Annotated in this window: 18 protein-coding genes; 15 read left to right on the top strand and 3 right to left on the bottom strand. The window is 36.0% G+C overall.

What is annotated here, in order from left to right; all coding sequences use genetic code 11:
- Positions 1 to 66: 66 nt before the first annotated feature.
- Positions 67 to 759: a queuosine precursor transporter gene (locus AB3M96_RS11420; protein ID WP_412967734.1), complete on the bottom strand. Its 693-nt coding sequence runs from the start codon at positions 757 to 759 to the stop codon at positions 67 to 69.
- Positions 760 to 1,019: 260 nt separating this feature from the next.
- Here AB3M96_RS11420 and AB3M96_RS11415 point away from each other — a divergent pair, with 260 nt between their 5' ends.
- Positions 1,020 to 1,679, top strand: coding sequence for a ribonuclease H family protein (locus AB3M96_RS11415; RefSeq protein WP_412967733.1), 660 nt, complete (start codon positions 1,020 to 1,022; stop codon positions 1,677 to 1,679).
- 82 nt (positions 1,680 to 1,761) lie between these two features.
- Entirely contained in the window at positions 1,762 to 1,938 is a 177-nt protein-coding gene (locus AB3M96_RS11410) for a zinc-finger domain-containing protein (RefSeq protein ID WP_412967732.1), read from the top strand.
- 108 nt (positions 1,939 to 2,046) lie between these two features.
- Here AB3M96_RS11410 and cspD read toward each other — a convergent pair whose 3' ends face one another.
- Entirely contained in the window at positions 2,047 to 2,247 is a 201-nt protein-coding gene (gene cspD, locus AB3M96_RS11405; RefSeq protein ID WP_010283969.1) for a cold-shock protein CspD, read from the bottom strand.
- Between the two features lie 319 nt (positions 2,248 to 2,566).
- Here cspD and AB3M96_RS11400 point away from each other — a divergent pair, with 319 nt between their 5' ends.
- From AB3M96_RS11400 to AB3M96_RS11340, 13 genes are all read left to right on the top strand, one after another.
- Positions 2,567 to 3,526, top strand: coding sequence for an HD-GYP domain-containing protein (locus AB3M96_RS11400; protein WP_412967731.1), 960 nt, complete (start codon positions 2,567 to 2,569; stop codon positions 3,524 to 3,526).
- Between the two features lie 34 nt (positions 3,527 to 3,560).
- On the top strand, positions 3,561 to 3,830 hold the full coding sequence (locus AB3M96_RS11395; protein WP_412967730.1) for a hypothetical protein: 270 nt from the start codon (positions 3,561 to 3,563) through the stop codon (positions 3,828 to 3,830).
- Positions 3,831 to 4,038: 208 nt separating this feature from the next.
- Positions 4,039 to 6,225, top strand: a complete 2,187-nt coding sequence (locus AB3M96_RS11390; protein WP_412967729.1) for a DNA topoisomerase III — start codon at positions 4,039 to 4,041, stop codon at positions 6,223 to 6,225.
- A gap of 217 nt (positions 6,226 to 6,442) precedes the next feature.
- Positions 6,443 to 7,027: a TetR/AcrR family transcriptional regulator gene (locus AB3M96_RS11385; RefSeq protein WP_412967728.1), complete on the top strand. Its 585-nt coding sequence runs from the start codon at positions 6,443 to 6,445 to the stop codon at positions 7,025 to 7,027.
- A gap of 141 nt (positions 7,028 to 7,168) precedes the next feature.
- On the top strand, positions 7,169 to 8,296 hold the full coding sequence (locus AB3M96_RS11380; protein ID WP_412967727.1) for an acyl-CoA dehydrogenase family protein: 1,128 nt from the start codon (positions 7,169 to 7,171) through the stop codon (positions 8,294 to 8,296).
- Positions 8,283 to 9,500 carry an acyl-CoA dehydrogenase family protein gene (locus AB3M96_RS11375; RefSeq protein WP_412967815.1) on the top strand — a complete coding sequence of 406 codons (1,218 nt, stop codon included), beginning with the start codon at positions 8,283 to 8,285 and terminating at the stop codon, positions 9,498 to 9,500. The genes AB3M96_RS11380 and AB3M96_RS11375 overlap by 14 nt, the downstream gene beginning before the upstream one ends.
- Positions 9,501 to 9,609: 109 nt before the next feature.
- On the top strand, positions 9,610 to 9,975 hold the full coding sequence (locus tag AB3M96_RS11370) for an SCP2 sterol-binding domain-containing protein (RefSeq protein ID WP_412967726.1): 366 nt from the start codon (positions 9,610 to 9,612) through the stop codon (positions 9,973 to 9,975).
- A gap of 210 nt (positions 9,976 to 10,185) precedes the next feature.
- Positions 10,186 to 12,060 carry an AMP-dependent synthetase/ligase gene (locus tag AB3M96_RS11365; RefSeq protein ID WP_412967725.1) on the top strand — a complete coding sequence of 625 codons (1,875 nt, stop codon included), beginning with the start codon at positions 10,186 to 10,188 and terminating at the stop codon, positions 12,058 to 12,060.
- Between the two features lie 5 nt (positions 12,061 to 12,065).
- Positions 12,066 to 12,899, top strand: a complete 834-nt coding sequence (locus AB3M96_RS11360; protein ID WP_412967724.1) for an SDR family NAD(P)-dependent oxidoreductase — start codon at positions 12,066 to 12,068, stop codon at positions 12,897 to 12,899.
- A gap of 19 nt (positions 12,900 to 12,918) precedes the next feature.
- Complete coding sequence (locus AB3M96_RS11355) at positions 12,919 to 14,070, top strand: thiolase family protein (RefSeq protein ID WP_412967723.1); 1,152 nt, start codon at positions 12,919 to 12,921, stop codon at positions 14,068 to 14,070.
- 3 nt (positions 14,071 to 14,073) lie between these two features.
- Positions 14,074 to 14,853, top strand: coding sequence for an enoyl-CoA hydratase/isomerase family protein (locus AB3M96_RS11350; protein ID WP_412967722.1), 780 nt, complete (start codon positions 14,074 to 14,076; stop codon positions 14,851 to 14,853).
- Positions 14,854 to 14,947: 94 nt separating this feature from the next.
- Positions 14,948 to 16,009 carry an SDR family oxidoreductase gene (locus AB3M96_RS11345; RefSeq protein ID WP_412967721.1) on the top strand — a complete coding sequence of 354 codons (1,062 nt, stop codon included), beginning with the start codon at positions 14,948 to 14,950 and terminating at the stop codon, positions 16,007 to 16,009.
- 75 nt (positions 16,010 to 16,084) lie between these two features.
- The gene (locus AB3M96_RS11340) at positions 16,085 to 16,768 is read left to right on the top strand and encodes a class I SAM-dependent methyltransferase (RefSeq protein WP_412967720.1); all 684 of its coding nucleotides are present in this window, start codon (positions 16,085 to 16,087) and stop codon (positions 16,766 to 16,768) included.
- A 59-nt stretch (positions 16,769 to 16,827) separates the two neighbouring features.
- Here the strand turns inward: AB3M96_RS11340 and metA are convergent, their stop codons facing one another.
- Positions 16,828 to 17,736 carry a homoserine O-acetyltransferase MetA gene (gene metA / locus AB3M96_RS11335; RefSeq protein WP_412967719.1) on the bottom strand — a complete coding sequence of 303 codons (909 nt, stop codon included), beginning with the start codon at positions 17,734 to 17,736 and terminating at the stop codon, positions 16,828 to 16,830.
- Between the last annotated feature and the right edge of the window lie 267 nt (positions 17,737 to 18,003).

Below are 18,003 nucleotides of genomic sequence, written 5' to 3'. Positions count from 1 at the left end.
CTTTCAATAATTAGAAGTAAATTTTAATTTAACTTCCTATATAAAAAGGATGTCAAAACGACATCCCTACTGATTAACAATTCTTTCTTGCTTATGAAATGTCTTTGCAATATACATGAACGGCGTATCCATCGCAGCCACAAGCCATTTAATAAAATAGGTTGTAAAGAAGATTTCAAGCCATACTTCAAATGGATATACCCCAATAAAAGCTACACTAGTGAAAATAAGTGTATCGAGTAACTGGCTGATCATTGTACTTCCATTATTTCGTATCCAAAGCTGACTATCTTTTGGAAACATGCTTTTTATTTTGGAGTAGATTTGGACGTCAGTATACTGGCTAATAATAAATGCTAATAAGCTTCCAATTGCGATTCTAGGAAGTAAACCAAATATGGTTTCCAACGAGCCTTGGGCAATATCAACTTCATGCGGTTTAAATAAAAGCACAAATTGCATAATAATCGTCATTGCAAGTAGTGTGAAAAAACCTAACCAGACTCCTTTTTTCGCTTCATCCTTACCATATTTTTCATTTAAGATATCTGTAACTAAAAACGAAGTACCATACATTATATTTCCTAAAGTTGCTGTTAGGCCAAATAATTCAACGGTTTTCACAACCTGTAAATTTGCAACAACAGTAGAGAAACCAATCCAAACAAATAGACCTGATTTACCAAAAAAACGATAAATTGCCAAGACTAAAATAAAGTTAACAATTGCAAAAACAACCCAAAGTGTTTCATTAAACATAAAAAATTTCCTCCTATAGTTTTGATAACGCGGGAGTTTACGAACCGCAACAGCCATCATTAAATTGTCAAAGTACTATTATAATACGTTATGTGAGAAAGAGAAAGAACAAAAACGCTAGTAAACCGTGATTGCCAGTAGGAAAAAGTGTATAATGAGTAAAAAATTAGGAAAAATGAAGATACAGTGAGACTTATATCAATTGTCTAATTATATTTTATTTTGAGAATGGGATAGTTCCATAGGAGAGGAGATACAGAATGAAGCTCAAACTTGAATGGACGTACAAAACACCCAAAAATAAAGAAATCATTTTGTTTTCTGATGAAATACCAGCCGAAGAAGCATTACTAATAGCCGATGACTTTGAGAAGACTGGTCGAACCAAAGACCTCGTTTTTTATGATGAACGAAATACAAAATGGACAAAAAAAGAGCTTATCAAACTTCTAAAACAAACGGAGACAGAGCCGCAGGATATTATAGCTTATTTTGATGGAGGATACGAAATAGAATCTGGTAAAGCTGGATTGGGAGTAGCAATTTATTATACACAAAATAAACAACCATATCGGGTAAGGGTAAACGAAGTATTCGAAGAAATGGATTCGAATAATGAAGCTGAGTACGCAGCATTTTGGCTTATGTTAAACACTTTAGAGGAAATTGGAGCCAAACATTGTACTGTAACGTTTAGGGGAGACTCCCAAGTTGTTTTAAAACAACTTTCTGGTGAATGGCCATGCTTTGAAGATAATCTTAACAGATGGTTGGATCGAATTGAAGATAGATTAAAAAATCTAAACATTCATCCGATTTTTGAACCGATAGGTAGAAAGCAAAATGCAGAAGCAGATAAATTAGCGACTCAAGCACTTGAAGGAACGTTAGTTTCAAGTAAATTTGAAATAAAAGGTTAAGTGAATAAGCCATTTATCATACTCATTAATAAAGTGAGAATTGAATTGGTGCTATGACCAAAATTAGGAGCTGATAACATAAATGGAACGTAGAAAGCTTATTACGGAAGTTGGTGAAATGTTAGATACTTATTGCCAGGATTGTTTTGTTAAGGAATACTTCAGAAAAGAAAATGGTAAACGTTTTGCACAAACTTTCTGTATTAAAAACTGTACGGTTGGGCAAAAGTTGAAAGAATATGGTAAAAGGTTGTCTTAATTCAAAAAGGTAAAAATAAATGGTCTATTTCAAACCTTTATTAGAATATAAAAAAAGGCTGATGATTCATCAGCCTTGAGTAAGTAATCTTAAAAAAGATTTAAAGATTTATAGTTTAACTACGTTAGCAGCTTGAGGTCCACGGTTTCCTTCAACAACTTCAAAAGAAACTTCTTGACCTTCTTCTAAAGATTTGTAACCTTCACCTTGGATAGCAGTAAAGTGTACGAATACATCGTCTCCACCTTCAACTTCGATGAATCCAAATCCTTTTTCGTTGTTAAACCATTTTACTTTACCGTTTTGCATTATGCTTCCTCCTAGTACCTGCAGCACAGTCGTGCTCGTAAAAATTTTTATCAGATAGCCAAAAAAATGTGCATCTTTACAATAATCTATGTATAAAAAGAATACTAAACTTCTAGCTAAATGATGATTTTAATATACAATAGAAATCTTTGTTAAGTCAAGGGAATAAAGGGTTATTTACGTATATATGGTAAAAATAAGAATTAAGCATCTACTGGTAGAAATAAAGTTTTATGATAGTTTTGTATATTTAAATAATGTTTGTGGATTTTCCATTTTTTGATATAATTATAGAAAATAGGTTCTTGGAGAGGTATAGATGATAAATAGAGAAGATATACAGACAAAAGCACTACAATCGCACGAACTCGATACAATTATTAAAAAACTTGATAGCGATTACAATCAGTCTGAATTGAACAAAGTCAACCCTTCCATACCTAAAGTTACATCACAACTTGAGGAGGCAATTGACCAAGTTGAAGATATCTTCTACTTTATTAAAAAGCATAATGAAATTCCATTAACTGAAGTAAAAAAAACAATAATACCAATAATACAAACTGCTACAGAAATACCTCAAGTTTTTCATTTGTTTTATCAATTACAAACATCAGATGATTATACATATCGTCATAATATTGGGGTTGGCGTAATTGCAACCTTAATTGGAAAATGGCTCTCGTTACCAGAAGAGATGTTAACAGAACTTACCATAGCGGCTACATTACATGATGTAGGAAAAACCAAAATTCCTTCAGAAATATTAAATAAGCCTGATAGACTGACTCAATCGGAATATGAAGTTGTTAAAAAACATACAATTTATGGGTATCAATTGCTGAAAAATACTAAAGGGGTAAGCCACGAAATTAGCCTTGTAGCATTACAACACCATGAACGAGAAGATGGCCTTGGATATCCACTTAAGTTAAAAGGGTCGAAAATCAGTTACTTATCTAAAATTGTTGCTGTCGCAGATGTTTTTCATGCTATGTCTTCAAATCGAGTTTATCATGACGCTACACCGTTTTATCAGGTTATTCGACAAATGAATGATGATATGTTTGGAAAGTTGGATCCAACGATTTTAGTACCGTTTTTAAAGCAGATAATGAACTCATTAATCGGCCATGAGGTATTACTTACTAATGGGAGTAAGGGAGTAATCAAACTTATTAATCCTTACGAATTAACAAAACCTCTAGTAGAAGTTAATAACAAGATAATTGATTTGTCATCAAATAATACAATTCAAATTGACCGTGTTATTGGATAGTTAATCTTATAAATCAATCATGGGGGTAGTTAATATGTACCGCTTTACGTACAACGGACAAGAAGTAATTATTCGGTTTACCTCTACAACACAAAAGATTGATAATAACAAAGAGTTCTTGTATAAAAAGATTATGTCTATTAGTGACAAGATTATTAACGCTGCTCATGGCACATCATTTGTTATTGTGGATGATATTGGTAGATTAGTAGTCGGAACGGTTGAAAGAGGAGAATTACTTGTAATTTCGGTACGACATATAATAGATAAAAACAATGTATTTGTAGAAAACATAACGATGTAAGTAACAAATAGAATATATTGAAAGTTGGCGTTAATTCAATAGAATTAATGCCTTTTTTATTTTTGAAATTTTACAAACTTTATCCAGTAAATACACATAATACTGAACCCAATAATTAGCTTAGTCGGAGTGTTTTTTATAACACTTTATTTTGCCAACCTATGATAAAATAAAAATACTAATTACCTATAGAAAAAAGGGGATACCTATGAAGGTTATAATTGCAGAAAAACCGGACCAAGCGATGAAGCTTGCTGCCCCGTTTAGGTCTAAGAAGTCACAAGGTTATATTGAAGTTGCTCCAGATCCACTATTCCCAAAAGGTGCATTTTTTACTTGGGCAGTTGGGCATATATGCGAATTACTTCCTCCTGAAGAGTATAACCCTTCCTGGAAAAGCTGGCGAATCGATACCCTACCTATTATACCCGAGCAATTTACATACCGAGTGATGCGGTCAAAGGCAAAACAATTTACAATTATTAAAAATTTACTTCGCAAACCAGAGGTTTCAGAGATTATTCATGCAGGAGATGCTGGACGTGAAGGTGAGTTAATTATTCGTAACGTCATCGAAATGTCAAAGGTGTCAAAACCAATAAAGCGCCTTTGGATCTCTTCGTTAACTGAGAAATCGGTAAGGGAAGGTTTTGGAAGTCTCCGAACTGAACAAGATACTCGTAATCTTTATTATGAAGCGAAGGCTAGGGCTTGTGCTGATTGGATTGTAGGAATGAACGCGTCAAGAGTGTATACATTATTATTGAAGCAAAAGGGTATTACAGATGTTTTTTCGGCTGGAAGAGTACAAACGCCTACATTGGCACTTATTGTAAAAAGAGAAAAGGAAATAGCGAACTTTAAATCAGAACCATTTTGGGAAGTATTTGCGAGTTTTAAGATTAATGGAAAAGAATATGAAGGTAAATGGTTTAAGGATAATGAATCTCGATTAACAACGAAAGAAGTTGCAGAAAAAATTGCTGCGTTTTGTACAAATAAACCTGCAGAAATTGCTAGTGTTGAAACCGAAAAGAAGGAATATCAACCTCCTCTCCTATTCAATCTTTCTAACCTACAGGCAACGGCAAATAAAGCATTTCGCTTTTCTCCTAAGAAAACGTTAGATGTGGCACAGAGCCTGTATACAAAAGGATTTATTTCCTATCCACGTTCAGATTCAAGCTATCTCACGAAAGGTGAGGCACTTACCATTCCTGAAATTTTCTCAAAGCTTGCAAACCACGAGGAATATAAGAATTATTTTCCAACGCCGATAGCATCTATTCTTACGAATTCACGTTATGTTAATGAGAAAAAGGTTACTGATCACTATGCAATTATACCTACGGAACAAGTTCCGAATCCTACTAAGCTTTCGGCTGATGAGAAGAAAATCTATGATTTGATTGCAAAACGGTTAATTGCAGCACATTACCCGCCAGCTATATTTAATTATACTACGGTTACTACCTTAGTTGATGGGCGTGCTACTTTCCAAACGAAAGGGAAGGTCAAACTACAGGAAGGTTGGAGGAAGGTACTTTTTGAGGATGATTCGAAGGATGATGACGTGATACTTCCTCCGTTGTCGGAGAGTGAAATGGGAACTGTAGAGAAAAGTTATACAAAAGAAGGAAAAACTCAGCCACCAAAACGCTATACGGAAGGTCAATTAATAACTTTAATGAAAACAGCAGGGAAACATATTGATAATGATGAACTTGAAAAAATATTAGCAAAAACAGAAGGTCTAGGTACGGAAGCAACCAGAGCGGGAATTATTACAATGCTAAAACAGCGCAATTACATTAAGGTTGAAAAGAACCAAGTCTATGCAACTGAAAAGGGCATTCTACTAATTGATATTATTGGTGATAAAATTCTGGCATCTCCTGAAATGACTGCAAAATGGGAGCAACGATTGCATGAAATAGGACAAGGTGAGGCGTCTCCAGGTTCATTTTTAACACAAACGAAAAAACTTTCTCAAAAAATTGTAGATGATGCAAAACAACAAAGTGAAAAGTGGGACATATCAAAGATTAATAAAGAAGAGTTTAGTACAAAAAGAGAATCAACAAAATATAATAAAGGAATTGGAACAGTTGTTGGTTCTTGTAAAAAGTGTAATGGACAAGTAATAAATAAAGGGTCTTTTTACGGATGCTCAAATTACAAAACAAATGGTTGTCAATTTACACTCTCTGGAAAAATCTTAGGGAAGACAATTACAAAAACCAATATTGAAAAATTATTATCAAATAATAAATCGAATTTAATCAAAGGGTTTAAAAAAGAAAATAAGAACTTTGATGCTTATCTTGTTTGGAATGACAAAACAGGTAAAGTGGAGTTTGAATTTCCAACAAAAACAGGTACAAAGGACAACTAAGTGGTTGTCCTTTTTTCAATGAGGTTGGGAGTAGTTGAATAATAGGTAATGCGAATATTTCCAGTTATGCTGTAATGTGTAAAATACCGTTGTTGAAATTTTCTAAAAATAATGTTGTGTTCACAGAATATAGATTGTATAATGAAAAACAAAATACTGATACGTACACGTACTCAACTTGAGAGATGGGATGATCAATTTGTTATTTGTAACTGAAATGCCAAAGGAGGCAAAAAAGAAGCTCCTATACGCAGGATTAAAGCTATTTACTGAAGAGGGATATCAAAAAACCTCTGTCCTTGAGATAGTAGAAATGGCTCGTGTTTCAAAGACAACCTTTTATCAGCATTTCAAAAGCAAAGAAGAAATCATGGTGGCATTATTTGAGGTACTTGCAAGTGAAATTATCGAGGAAGTTAAAAAATCAATCTCAAAAGAAAATAGGATCACCTATAAAGCATTTGCAGGAATTCATCGTTATATTGAAATTTGTTATGAATATAAGGATGTAGCAAAGGTTGTTTTAGTTGAATCTGTAGGTGTGTCACGAAATGTTGAGAAAGCTAGACAAAAGGCTCACCAAGAGTTTGCTGTTATGATTTTTCAAACAGTTCAAGCTGAATTGCCATCAACTGTTTCTGAAAAAGGTATGAAGATTGTTTCTCAAGCAATGGTGGGGGCAATTAATGAGGTAGTGATGCAGAACTTTTTTGTTGCAGAAAATGAACGAGTTGATTTTGAGGAGCTATCGCGCCTATTGAACAGAATTGTTATATCGTCCTTTGTTAACCTAGCAATGTAGAAGTTTTTTTAAATAATACGAATACGTACTCGTACTCCAAAATAAGATAAAGTAACTCTTACTATAAAACTAGTTTTATAAATTTAGCAGCGCTTTTAACTTTTCTTAGTTTAGCCTGAATATGTAAAGGAGGTACGATATATGATTTCGTTTAAACCAAGTGAAGACGAACAGGCGTTTATTACTGTTGCAAGAGAATTTGCTAAAGATGTTATTAGGACTAATGCCAGAGAATTTGAAAAGGCAGGAGCAATAACTCCAGGCTTTTTACATAGCTTTCATGAGCTTGGTTTTACATTATTAGAACTACCTGAGTCTTGGGGTGGGTTGGAAATGCAATTAATTTCTCAGGTGCAAATACTAGAGGCATTAACCCATGGCGATTTAGATGTAGTTCAGGCAATGCCTGGTATGAATGAAGCTCCTTCACTTATTCGTCAGATTCCAAATCATAAGGCTTTGCTCCCAATTAAAGCATGCTATCAAAAGGGGGAATTACCAACTATAGCATTTGTGCACGACATAGATCTATCAGTTAAATCTAATAGTATTGGATTCGTCGTGAATGGAATAACAAAGCCTAATAAATTAGCAAGTACTGCTGATTTATTGATTATAGCTGCTAAAGATGAAAATGGTCAGGATTGTATCTTTGTAACTACTAATCTAGAAGAAAATTGGAGTGTTTCCAAAGGAGATTATCGACTAGGTTTACTAACTGCAGGATTTGCAAGAATAGAGTTTGAAAATTTGGTTGTTTCAAATGAAAACGTTCTCTCCAAGGGAGATGAAGCAAAAAAAATAATAAATGAAACCATAGGAAGAACCCGTATTTTAGAAGCGGCTAAGGAAATAGGACTAATGTCAGCTGCTTTGTCTTATGCTACACAATACGCTTCGGAAAGAAAAGCATTTGGCAGTGTTATCGCAAAGTTCCAAGGTGTTTCATTTACTTTGGCACAGATGGCCATAAAAAAACAGGTCTCCAGGAATTTAACATTATACGCGGCAACAGCATTTGATGAACATTTATCTGACAGGTTCACTTTAAGTAAGAATTGCTTAAGTAGTTCACATCGCTCACTACAATTTGTAACTGATTCAGCAGTTCAATTGTTGGGCGGTCATGGCTATGTTCAGGAACATCCAGTTGAGAAATGGATGAGGGATGCCCAAGCGCAAGTCATATACCATGACACCGAGAGAGATTTACTTCAATTGTCAGGAGATGAAATTGTTGAGGGGAGTGATTCTTATCGTTTCGTTTAAACTTTCAAGTCATCAAAACCAAGTTAAGGAACTTGTACATTGGTTTGCAGAAAATGAAATGAGACCGATCTCATTATTAGCAGAAAAAAATAAGGAAGTTCCATTGAATTGGTTAGAAAAAGTAAACCAAATTGGCATTCAATTAAGCACAGCTTCTTTTGATGAGAATACAGACAGTACTTCCAAAAAGTCAACTTCAGATAGAAAAGAGCGGCAGGGTAACAGACTTGGTGTTATTGCTTCAGAAGAACTTGGATGGGGAGATGCTGCTATAGCCCTAACGCTTCCTGGTCCTGGCCTTGGAGGACCACCTATTCAAGCAAGTGGTACTCCTGAACAAAAACAACGATTTTTATCGATATTTTCAAGAGATGAAGAGCCACGCTGGGGTGCATACGCACTAACTGAACCAGATGCTGGTTCTGATGTTTCAGGTATTCAAACTACAGCAACTAAGGTAGATGGTGGGTATATCTTAAACGGCCAAAAAATATTTATCACAAATGGAAAAAGGGCTTCTTGGGTAGTAGTTTTTGCAACAGTTGATCGAAGCATAGGCCGTGCAGGGCACCGTGCTTTTGTTGTAGAAAGAGGTACTCAGGGATTTAGTTGTTCAAGGCTAGCAGAAAAAATGGGACTCAGAGCTTCAGAGACAGCTGAATTAGTCTTTGAGGACTGCTTTGTACCAGATGAGAACCTGTTGGGGGGAGAAGAAAACTATCAGGTGAAAGAAACAGGGCCAGCTGGTTTTCGGGTAGCAATGAAAACTTTTGACAATACAAGACCTATCATTGCAGCAATGGCAACTGGTATTGCAAGAGCAGCTTATGAATACACATTAGATATTGTGAAAACAGAATTTCCAAAGCATGGTAGAAGCTATCAAACTGCAAGTGAGGTACTTGCGGAGATGAGTCAAGATATACTAGCATCTAGAATATTAACCTGGGAGGCGGCATGGAAAGCAGATATCGGCCAACCAAATGCTAAAGAGGCAGCAGTTTGTAAAGCATTCTCAGGTAAAATTTCATTAGAAACTACGTCCAAATGTTTAGAGTTATTAGGAGCCCGAGGTATTGAGTCAAATCTTGTAGAAAAGCTATTTCGTGATTCCAAGATATTTGATATTTTCGAAGGTACTAACCAAGTCCAACAGCTAATTATTGCTCGTCATTTATTTGATCCATATGGAGTGCGTGTGTAAGAGTAAAAGAATTAAAGGAGGTGAGTTAATTAGCAAGAATAACTCACTATTGCATCTAAAGTTAGTAATAGAAAACAATAAGTTTTTATTATAAAAGGAGGAATAATACATGGCAAAAACAATTGAAGAATATTCATTAGCAGAAGCAATGCAAAAAATCGAAGAGGTACTCAATCAAAACCCTGTTCCAATCGAAGGATTAAATGCAATCTATCAATATAACATTACAGGTGAAGAAGAAGGTACTTACCAGCTGCACCTTGCGGATGGTACAGCAAAAGTCACTGAAGGTGCTGAAACAGAAGCAGATTGTACACTAACATTATCGCTAGCTAACTTTAGACAGTTTCTTTTAGGTAAATTAAATGGAACGGTAGCATTTATGTCAGGAAAGTTAAAAATCAAAGGTGATATTGGTAAAGCAATCAAAATGGAAGGGATTTTACGTCAATATAACGTAAAAGACTATCTATAAAATTATATAGGTCTAGTGATCATTCACTGGACCTAAATCTATTAAACTTAACTCATTTTAATGGCAGGATATGCCTACTTAAAATCCTTAGTATAACCGTATTAGTGTAAGTAGGCCATACCTGTGTATTAAACGAGTAGTTAGAATAGCCATTAAGTTTATTCTAAAAAGGGCCGTGATTTTACAATCTCACTTTAATGGAGGTGTCAGATGAAAGCTGCTAATCTAGTTGAAATGGTCAATAAGACTGTTGAAAAGTTTGCAAAAAAGGATGCCTTTTTATGGAAGAATAATGGGGAATATCAAGGTATCTCTTATCAAGTATTCTGGGAAAAAGTTCAGCTTGTTGCAGCAGGTTTAGTACATCATGGGATAAGAAAAAATGACAAAGTAGCAATTCTGTCTGAAAATAATCCAAAATGGCCCATCTGTGATCTTGCAATCATGAGCATTGGAGCTGTCAGCGTACCAATCCATTCCACTCTACCTTCAGATCAAGTAACATTCATCGTACATAACGCCGACTGTAAATTTGTATTTGTTGAAAATGAGACCCAATTACAAAAAATACAGCATCAAATTACCTTTGAACAATCCATCGCAGTTTTATATCCCAATTCAGAATTCGTAGAATCAGAAAGAGTTTTTTCGTTAAGTAGACTAGGCAAAATTGGTGAGTTATTCCCTTTAGCTAACTGGGAAAACCACTGGAAAGATTTAACCAGGGATGATCTTGCTACTATTATTCATACATCAGGTACAACTGGTGTACCCAAAGGCGCAATGCTCACACATGGCAATATTCTAGCAAATGTAGAAGGAGTGCAATTTTGGGTTTTGGAAGCGCGTTCAACAGATATATTGCTCTCACACCTCCCCTTATCACATGTATTTGAGAGGATGGCCGGACAATTCATGCCATTATACGTAGGAGCTACCATTGCGTATGCAGAGAGTATTGATACGGTTCAACAAAACCTGCAAGAGGTAAAGCCTACCGTAATGGTTAGTGTTCCACTTTTGTTTGAAAGAGTTTATGCAGAGGCTCAGAAGAAAATACAGGCAGGTACGCCCCTACGGCGGAAAATTTTTGATTGGGCTGTTTCAATTGGACTGGAAAGATATGAATTTTATTTAGAAAGATCATTTGATGAGCTTTTTAGAAATGGAAATCTACCTAAATCAATAAAAAGAAAGTGGAACTTTGCAAACAAAGTTGTTTATAGCAAGGTGAAAGGTCAACTTGGTGGAAGGTTAAGAGGCTTAATCTCTGGTGGAGGAGCCCTTAATCCAGAAATTGCAAAGTTCTTTTGGGCAGTGGATTTACCAGTATTAGAGGGTTATGGTTTAACAGAAACTGCACCTGTTATTTGTGTAAATCCTATGTCTAGGTCAAAGATAGGAACAGTCGGGAAACCATTGCCTAATTTAGAAATAAAGATCGCTTCTGATGGTGAAGTCATGGTAAAAGGACCAAGTGTAATGAAGGGTTATTATAAGAATCAAGAAGAAACGGATAAAGTCCTGAGCAATGGATGGTTTTCAACTGGTGATATTGGTGCACTAGATCAGGATGGTTTTTTGAAAATTATCGATCGAAAAAAACGAATAATTGTATTAACTTCAGGTAAAAATGTGGCACCACAGCCAGTTGAAAATGCTATGAATCAAAGTGTTTTCATTGAAAACTCAGTTTTGATTGGACAGAACAAAAAATATGTTATTGCAATCGTTTCACCAAGCTTTGAGAATATTGAACCACTTGCAAAGAAGAAACATCTTTCAACAGATCGTGAAGAACTCATAAAAAGTAAATTTCTACAAGAATTACTAAGAAAAGAAGTAACAAAATTCACCAAAGAGTTCCCCCGTCATGAACAACCGAAGAAGGTTATTATTGTCGGGAGTGTCTGGGATGTTGAAACTGGTGAACTAACACCTTCCTTGAAGGTGCGAGTTCCCGAAATTGAAAAGAAATATGGTGAGTTAATAGATAGAACCTATTCTGAAGAAGAACATGAAATGAGTGCCTACGCGAGTGATGAAATCGCGGTTACTCTTCCATTAAGCCAACGAAGGGGTTGAGGAAATTGAGTCTACCACTTGAAGGAAAAGTTGCATTAATAACTGGAGCATCAAGAGGATTAGGGAGAACAGATGCATTACGTTTAGCAAAAGCAGGAGCAGATGTAATTGTAACTGATATTTTAATAGAAGATGATGAAAACCTTGAAACTACTTCAGAGCGATTAGGGCCAGTTGCACAATTTATGGCACACTCAAAAAAGGTCTATACAAAGTCAACAACAAATGAAATTAAGGCAATGGGGAGAAAATCAGCAGCGTATAAAATGGATGTTACTAACCGTGAAGAAGTAGAGAATGTCATGAAAAAAGTAAAAGAAGAATTTGGGAAAATTGATATTCTTGTAAATAATGCAGCGACTTTAGATCATACAGTAAAAATTGAATATCAAAACGAAGAATACTGGGAACGGGACTTAAAGGTCAATTTAACAGGTGCATTTAATTGTAGTAAAGCTGTTTGGCCATATATGAAAGAGCAAAAATGGGGGCGTATTATAAATATGGCTTCAGTTGCTGGAACGTTAGGGGGATATGGTCAGGCGAGTTATTCAACAACGAAAGCGGGGATATTAGGGCTAACGAAGACCTTGGCGTTAGAGGGAGCTAAATATAATATCACGGTCAATGCAATTGTTCCAGGGATTATTAACACAGAAGCCTTTCAAATGACGAATCCTGAAATGAGAGAAAGAATGATTCAAAGAACTGCTTTTAAAAGACCGGGAGAGCCAGACGACATAGCAAATGCTATTAGTTTCCTAGTTTCAGATCAGGCTAACTATATTACGGGAGTAGGCTTGCCGGTTGCAGGAGGAATAGATCTATTTACTTTCTAAACATAGAGGAGGTACACGATTGTTACCTAATGATGCGGTTATTATAGATGCAGTTAGGACACCAACAGGTAGAAAAAAGGGCTCATTATCCCAAATACGCCCTGACGAAATGGCAGCACATGTTCTAAAAGAATTAGTAAAACGTAATCAGGTAGATCCTCGTTTTGTTGAAGATATTAAAATGGGTTGCGTAACCCAAATTGATGAACAGGGATATAACATTGGCAGAATGGCAGGTTTAATTGCAGGATTTCCAGTAGATGTGTGTGGGGTTAGTGTAAACCGGATGTGTGCGTCAAGTTTGGAAACACTTTCTCAGGGAGCGCATGCAATTATGGCAGGCATGTCAGAGTGTGTGATAACAGCAGGAGTGGAAAGTATGAATCGGGTACCTATGGGTAGTGATGGAGGTTCATTTAGTACAAGATTGCTAGATCAATATAACATTATCCCGCAAGGTTTTTCTGCTGAATTGATTGCTGAGAGATGGTATCTAAGAAGGGAAGAATTAGATGAGTTCTCCTTTCAAAGCCATGCCAAAGCAGTACACGCTCAAGAAAAAGGACACTTCAAAAACGAAATTGTCCCATTGGAAGCAGTAAACAAAGAAGGTAGTAAGTTTCAAATGGATAAGGATGAAACACCTAGAGCTAACACAAGACTAGACTCATTAGCGGGATTACGTCCATCCTTTCGACCGGATGGTGTAATAACAGCTGGTAATTCCAGTCAGATCAGTGATGGTGCTGCGGCAATTTTACTTACTTCGAGAAAAAAAGCTGCTGAACTTGAGTTGAAGCCAAGAGCAAGGGTAGTAGCTACTGCATTAGCTGGTGTTGATCCAGAAATAATGTTAACCGCAATTATTCCGGCTACCAACAGGGTGTTAGCGAAAGCGAATCTAAATCTAGCAGATATTGATATTTTTGAAGTGAATGAGGCTTTTGCTTCAGTCGTTTTAGCTTGGCAAAAGGATATCGGTGTAGATATGAAAAAAGTAAATCCAAACGGAGGAGCTATTTCCTTAGGACATCCACTGGGAGCTAGTGGTGCTAGAATTATAGCAACACTTGTAAATGAGCTTGAGAGAACAGAGGGACGTTATGGATTAGTAACAATGTGTATTGGATTTGGGATGGCGGTCGCCGTCATCATAGAGCGCGAGGTGTAAATGATGGGAAAGCAGTGTAAAGTTGAAAAAATAAATAAAGTAGTATTACTTACAATTGATCGTCCTCAATTAAATACGCTAAGTCGAGAAACTCTGTTTGAGATTCAGAACTGTTTAGAAGACGTTGAAGGGGATGATTCTGTACGTACTATCGTTATTACAGGTGCTGGTGACAAAATGTTCTCTGCAGGAGCTGATGTAACTGAGTTTGCCGAGATGGTTGATCCTCAAAAGGCTAGAGCAAATACCAAAGCAATTCATGAGCTTTTTTTGAAAATAGAAGCTTTTCCTAAGCCTATTATTGCCAGTATTAATGGTCAGGCTTTAGGAGGTGGGAACGAATTACAAATGGCATGTCATCTTGTAATTGCTTCTGAAAATGCTCAATTCGGTTTGCCTGAAGTTCGTTTAGGAATTATCCCGGGTTATGGGGGAACTCAAAGATTAACAAGATTAATAGGTCGTCGTCGAGCATTAGAGCTTTTATTATCTGGAGAAAAAATTACAGCTCAACAAGCTTTAGAATACGGCATGATTAATAAGGTAGTTGCTCATCAGGACTTGCATAAAGAAACGTTAAAATGGGCCGAAAGCATAGCGGAAGGTCCTCCATTAGCGATAAAAGCTATCCTAGATTCAGTTCATAGAGGCATAGAATCAACTTTAGATAAAGGCCTTCAAATTGAAACGGAAAATGTGTTGAAAGTATCAACATCCCAAGACGCTATAGAGGGGATATCTGCTTTCTTTACAAAGAGAAAACCTGAATTTAAGGGGGAATAAAAGCTTGGTTGCATGCAAGTATTCATTTATGGACCATTTGCATTTTAACATACAGTATTCCAATTATAGTTTTCCCGTGAAAGGGTGAGATGGATTGAAACAAATACTTATGACGGGCTTTCCTGGGTTTCTTGCAACTAGGCTTTTAAGGTCATTAATCAATCATTATAATGGGGCATCATTTATTTTATTAGTACATCCGAGCCAATATGAGAAAGCAGTTGAACGTAGCAAAAACCTAAAAAATACAGAGGTTAAGATTGGAGATATAACAGAGCCTTCACTAGGATTTTCCCAGAAGGATCTGGAGTCACTTCGAAAGAACTTGACTCATGTTTTTCATTTAGCAGCTATTTATGATTTAGCTGTACCCGAGCATATTGCAGAGGACGTTAATGTAAACGGTACTAAAAATATTAATGATTTTGTTGAATCAATAGCCAATTTAGAACGATATGTATATTTTAGTACTGCTTATGTATCTGGTCTTCGAACAGGTGTAATTAAAGAGACAGAGCTGGAAATAGGGCAAACATTTAAAAACCATTATGAGGAAACAAAATACAAGGCAGAGGTTTTGGTCAAAAACCTTCAGGATGTACCGTTTACAATAATTAGACCGGGTATTACAGTTGGACACTCCGAATCGGGAGAAACGGATAAATTTGATGGACCCTATTTTATTATGAGATTTCTAGATAAAATTAGCCATTTGCCAGTTCCATACATCGGAAAATCAGAGGCACTATTTAATGTAGTGCCGGTAGATTATATTATACAAGCTACTACTTTCCTTTCTTATTCAGAAAAAGCAAAAGGAAAAACATTTCATTTAACAGATCCTCGGCCATATGCTGCTAGAGATCTCTATAGAATGATATGTGAAGAATTACTTGGCAAACGACCAATTTGGACCGTACCAACCAAATTAGTAGAATTCTGCTTATCGTTTTCAGCTTTTAGGAAGTTTTTTGGAGTTGAGAAAGAAGCAATTGAGTATTTTAGATGTACCTCTGAATATGATGCCAGTGTCGCAAAGGAAATTCTTGAAGAGGGAGGAGTCATTTGTCCGGACTTTAAAGAATACGTTGGCAAAATTGTTAGGTACTATAAACGAAATCGTGATGACGAAGAAAAAAGAATTAATGTAACCTAGAACAATGAGGCTAGTGCTTCATTGTTTTTTGCTGATATAATTAAGTAAGGAATATTCTGGGAGGAGAAATCTATCTTGAAAGAATTTGATTGGCATGATGAAGCAGAAAAACAATGGAATCAGCGTGCTAACTTTTGGAGTAAACAGAGTCAGCATATGTGGATGTCTGGGAGTAGATCAACTATAATCCCATTTATCGAAGAGTATCTCGTGCCTAATTCTAAGGTGTTAGATGCTGGCTGCGGTGATGGATTTGGTTCGTATCTTTTGTATGAAAGAGGATTCGAAGTTGTTGGTATAGATATTTCTACTGAGATGATTGAAAAGGCAAACAGCAGGCATCAAGATGAGAAACTCAGCTTCAAACAAGGTGATTTAACAAAACTTCCATTTTTAGATGAGTTTTTTGCAGGTGCAATGGCAATTAATTCGCTTGAATGGATAGAAAAACCATTAGATGCACTAAATGAGATTCGACGTGTAACTAAGTCTGGTGGGATATTTTGTGTAGGTTTATTAGGTCCAACGGCTGGCCCAAGGCAAAATGCATATCCTCGTTTATATGGAGAAAAGGTTATTTGTAATACAATGATGCCTTGGGAGTTTGAGAAATTAGCAGAAGAAAACGGGTGGAGTATTGTTACTGGACAACCCGTAAATAAACAAGCAGTATTACCTGTTCATACAAAGGAACTTCCAACGGATTTGCAACAAGCACTATCATTTATGTGGTTGTTTATACTAAGAAAAGAGAAATAGAGGATAGTTGATTTGAAAAACAGTTTCAAAGTAAAAAGAGTACCTAATAGGCACTCTTTTTACTCCCATATATAAGGGGTTTCTTGATATACATAATAATTCAACCAATTAGCATATAGGAGGTTCGCGTGGGATCTCCAGGTATGGATTGGCTTATTTAATGGGTTATCCTGTGGAAAGTAATTAACGGGTGGCTCTATATCTACGCCCTTAGCTAAATCCCTCTCGAATTCTTCTTGTAGAGTAGTTACATCGTATTCGGGATGTCCAGTTAAAAAGATATGCTTACCATCATTCGTGGTAGCTAGACATACACCAGCTTCATCTGAAACAGAGAGCAAAGTTAAACCATGCGTATTAGTAACTTCCTCAAAAGAAACATCAGTATAGCGGGAATGCGGTACAAAGTATACGTCGTCAAAACCACGGACAAGCTTTACGTCTCTATTGAGCAGTAGGTGACTAAAAACACCTGAACATTTTTTAGCTAAAGGGTGTTTGTTAATGCCAAAGTGGTAGTATAGTCCAGCTTGTGCACCCCAGCAGATATGTAATGTTGACGTCACATTCGTTTTGGTCCATTCCATTATTTCCTTTAATTCTTTCCAGTAAGTAACCTCTTCAAAGGATAGGTGTTCAATGGGAGCTCCTGTAATGATCATACCATCAAACTTCCGATGCTTTATTGCTGAAAAGGAAGTGTAAAACTTTTCTAAGTGATTTTTCCCAGTTGTTTTTGCTTCGTGTGTTTCTGGAAATAAAAAAGTAATGTTAAGTTGTAAAGGGGAGTTTCCTAATAAACGTAACAATTGTGTTTCGGTACGTTCTTTCTCAGGCATAATATTTAAGATTACGATATTTAAAGGGCGGATATCCTGACTATAGGCGCGCTCTTCATCCATAATAAATATATTCTCATTTTCCAAGATTTCCTTTGCAGGCAAGTCACGAGGTATATTAATTGGCACTATTTACCTTCCCCCTTATCGATTCCAGTTATTAATAGAAAGTTTACAACAGTTTGAATCCTTTATTCAACTAAAAAGTGTTAGTTTATGAAAACAGGAGTTTTGGTGTTCATAGTTGTCTCCCGAATACTGCTAAAATACATTTGAGCAAAATTTGATATAGAAAGAGGGCCATTCCTCACTTTTCTCCTCTTTTATCAAAGTGATTGATGAGACCAGTCTAAATTAGCTAAGTCCGATGAAGCAATCAAATTTTCTAAGCAACTA

Source organism: Ferdinandcohnia jepli, assembly GCF_047246645.1.
Taxonomy (GTDB): Bacteria; Bacillota; Bacilli; order Bacillales; family Bacillaceae_L; genus Ferdinandcohnia.
Note: the sequence above shows the minus strand (reverse complement) of the source record. Positions and strands in the feature narration are given on the sequence as shown.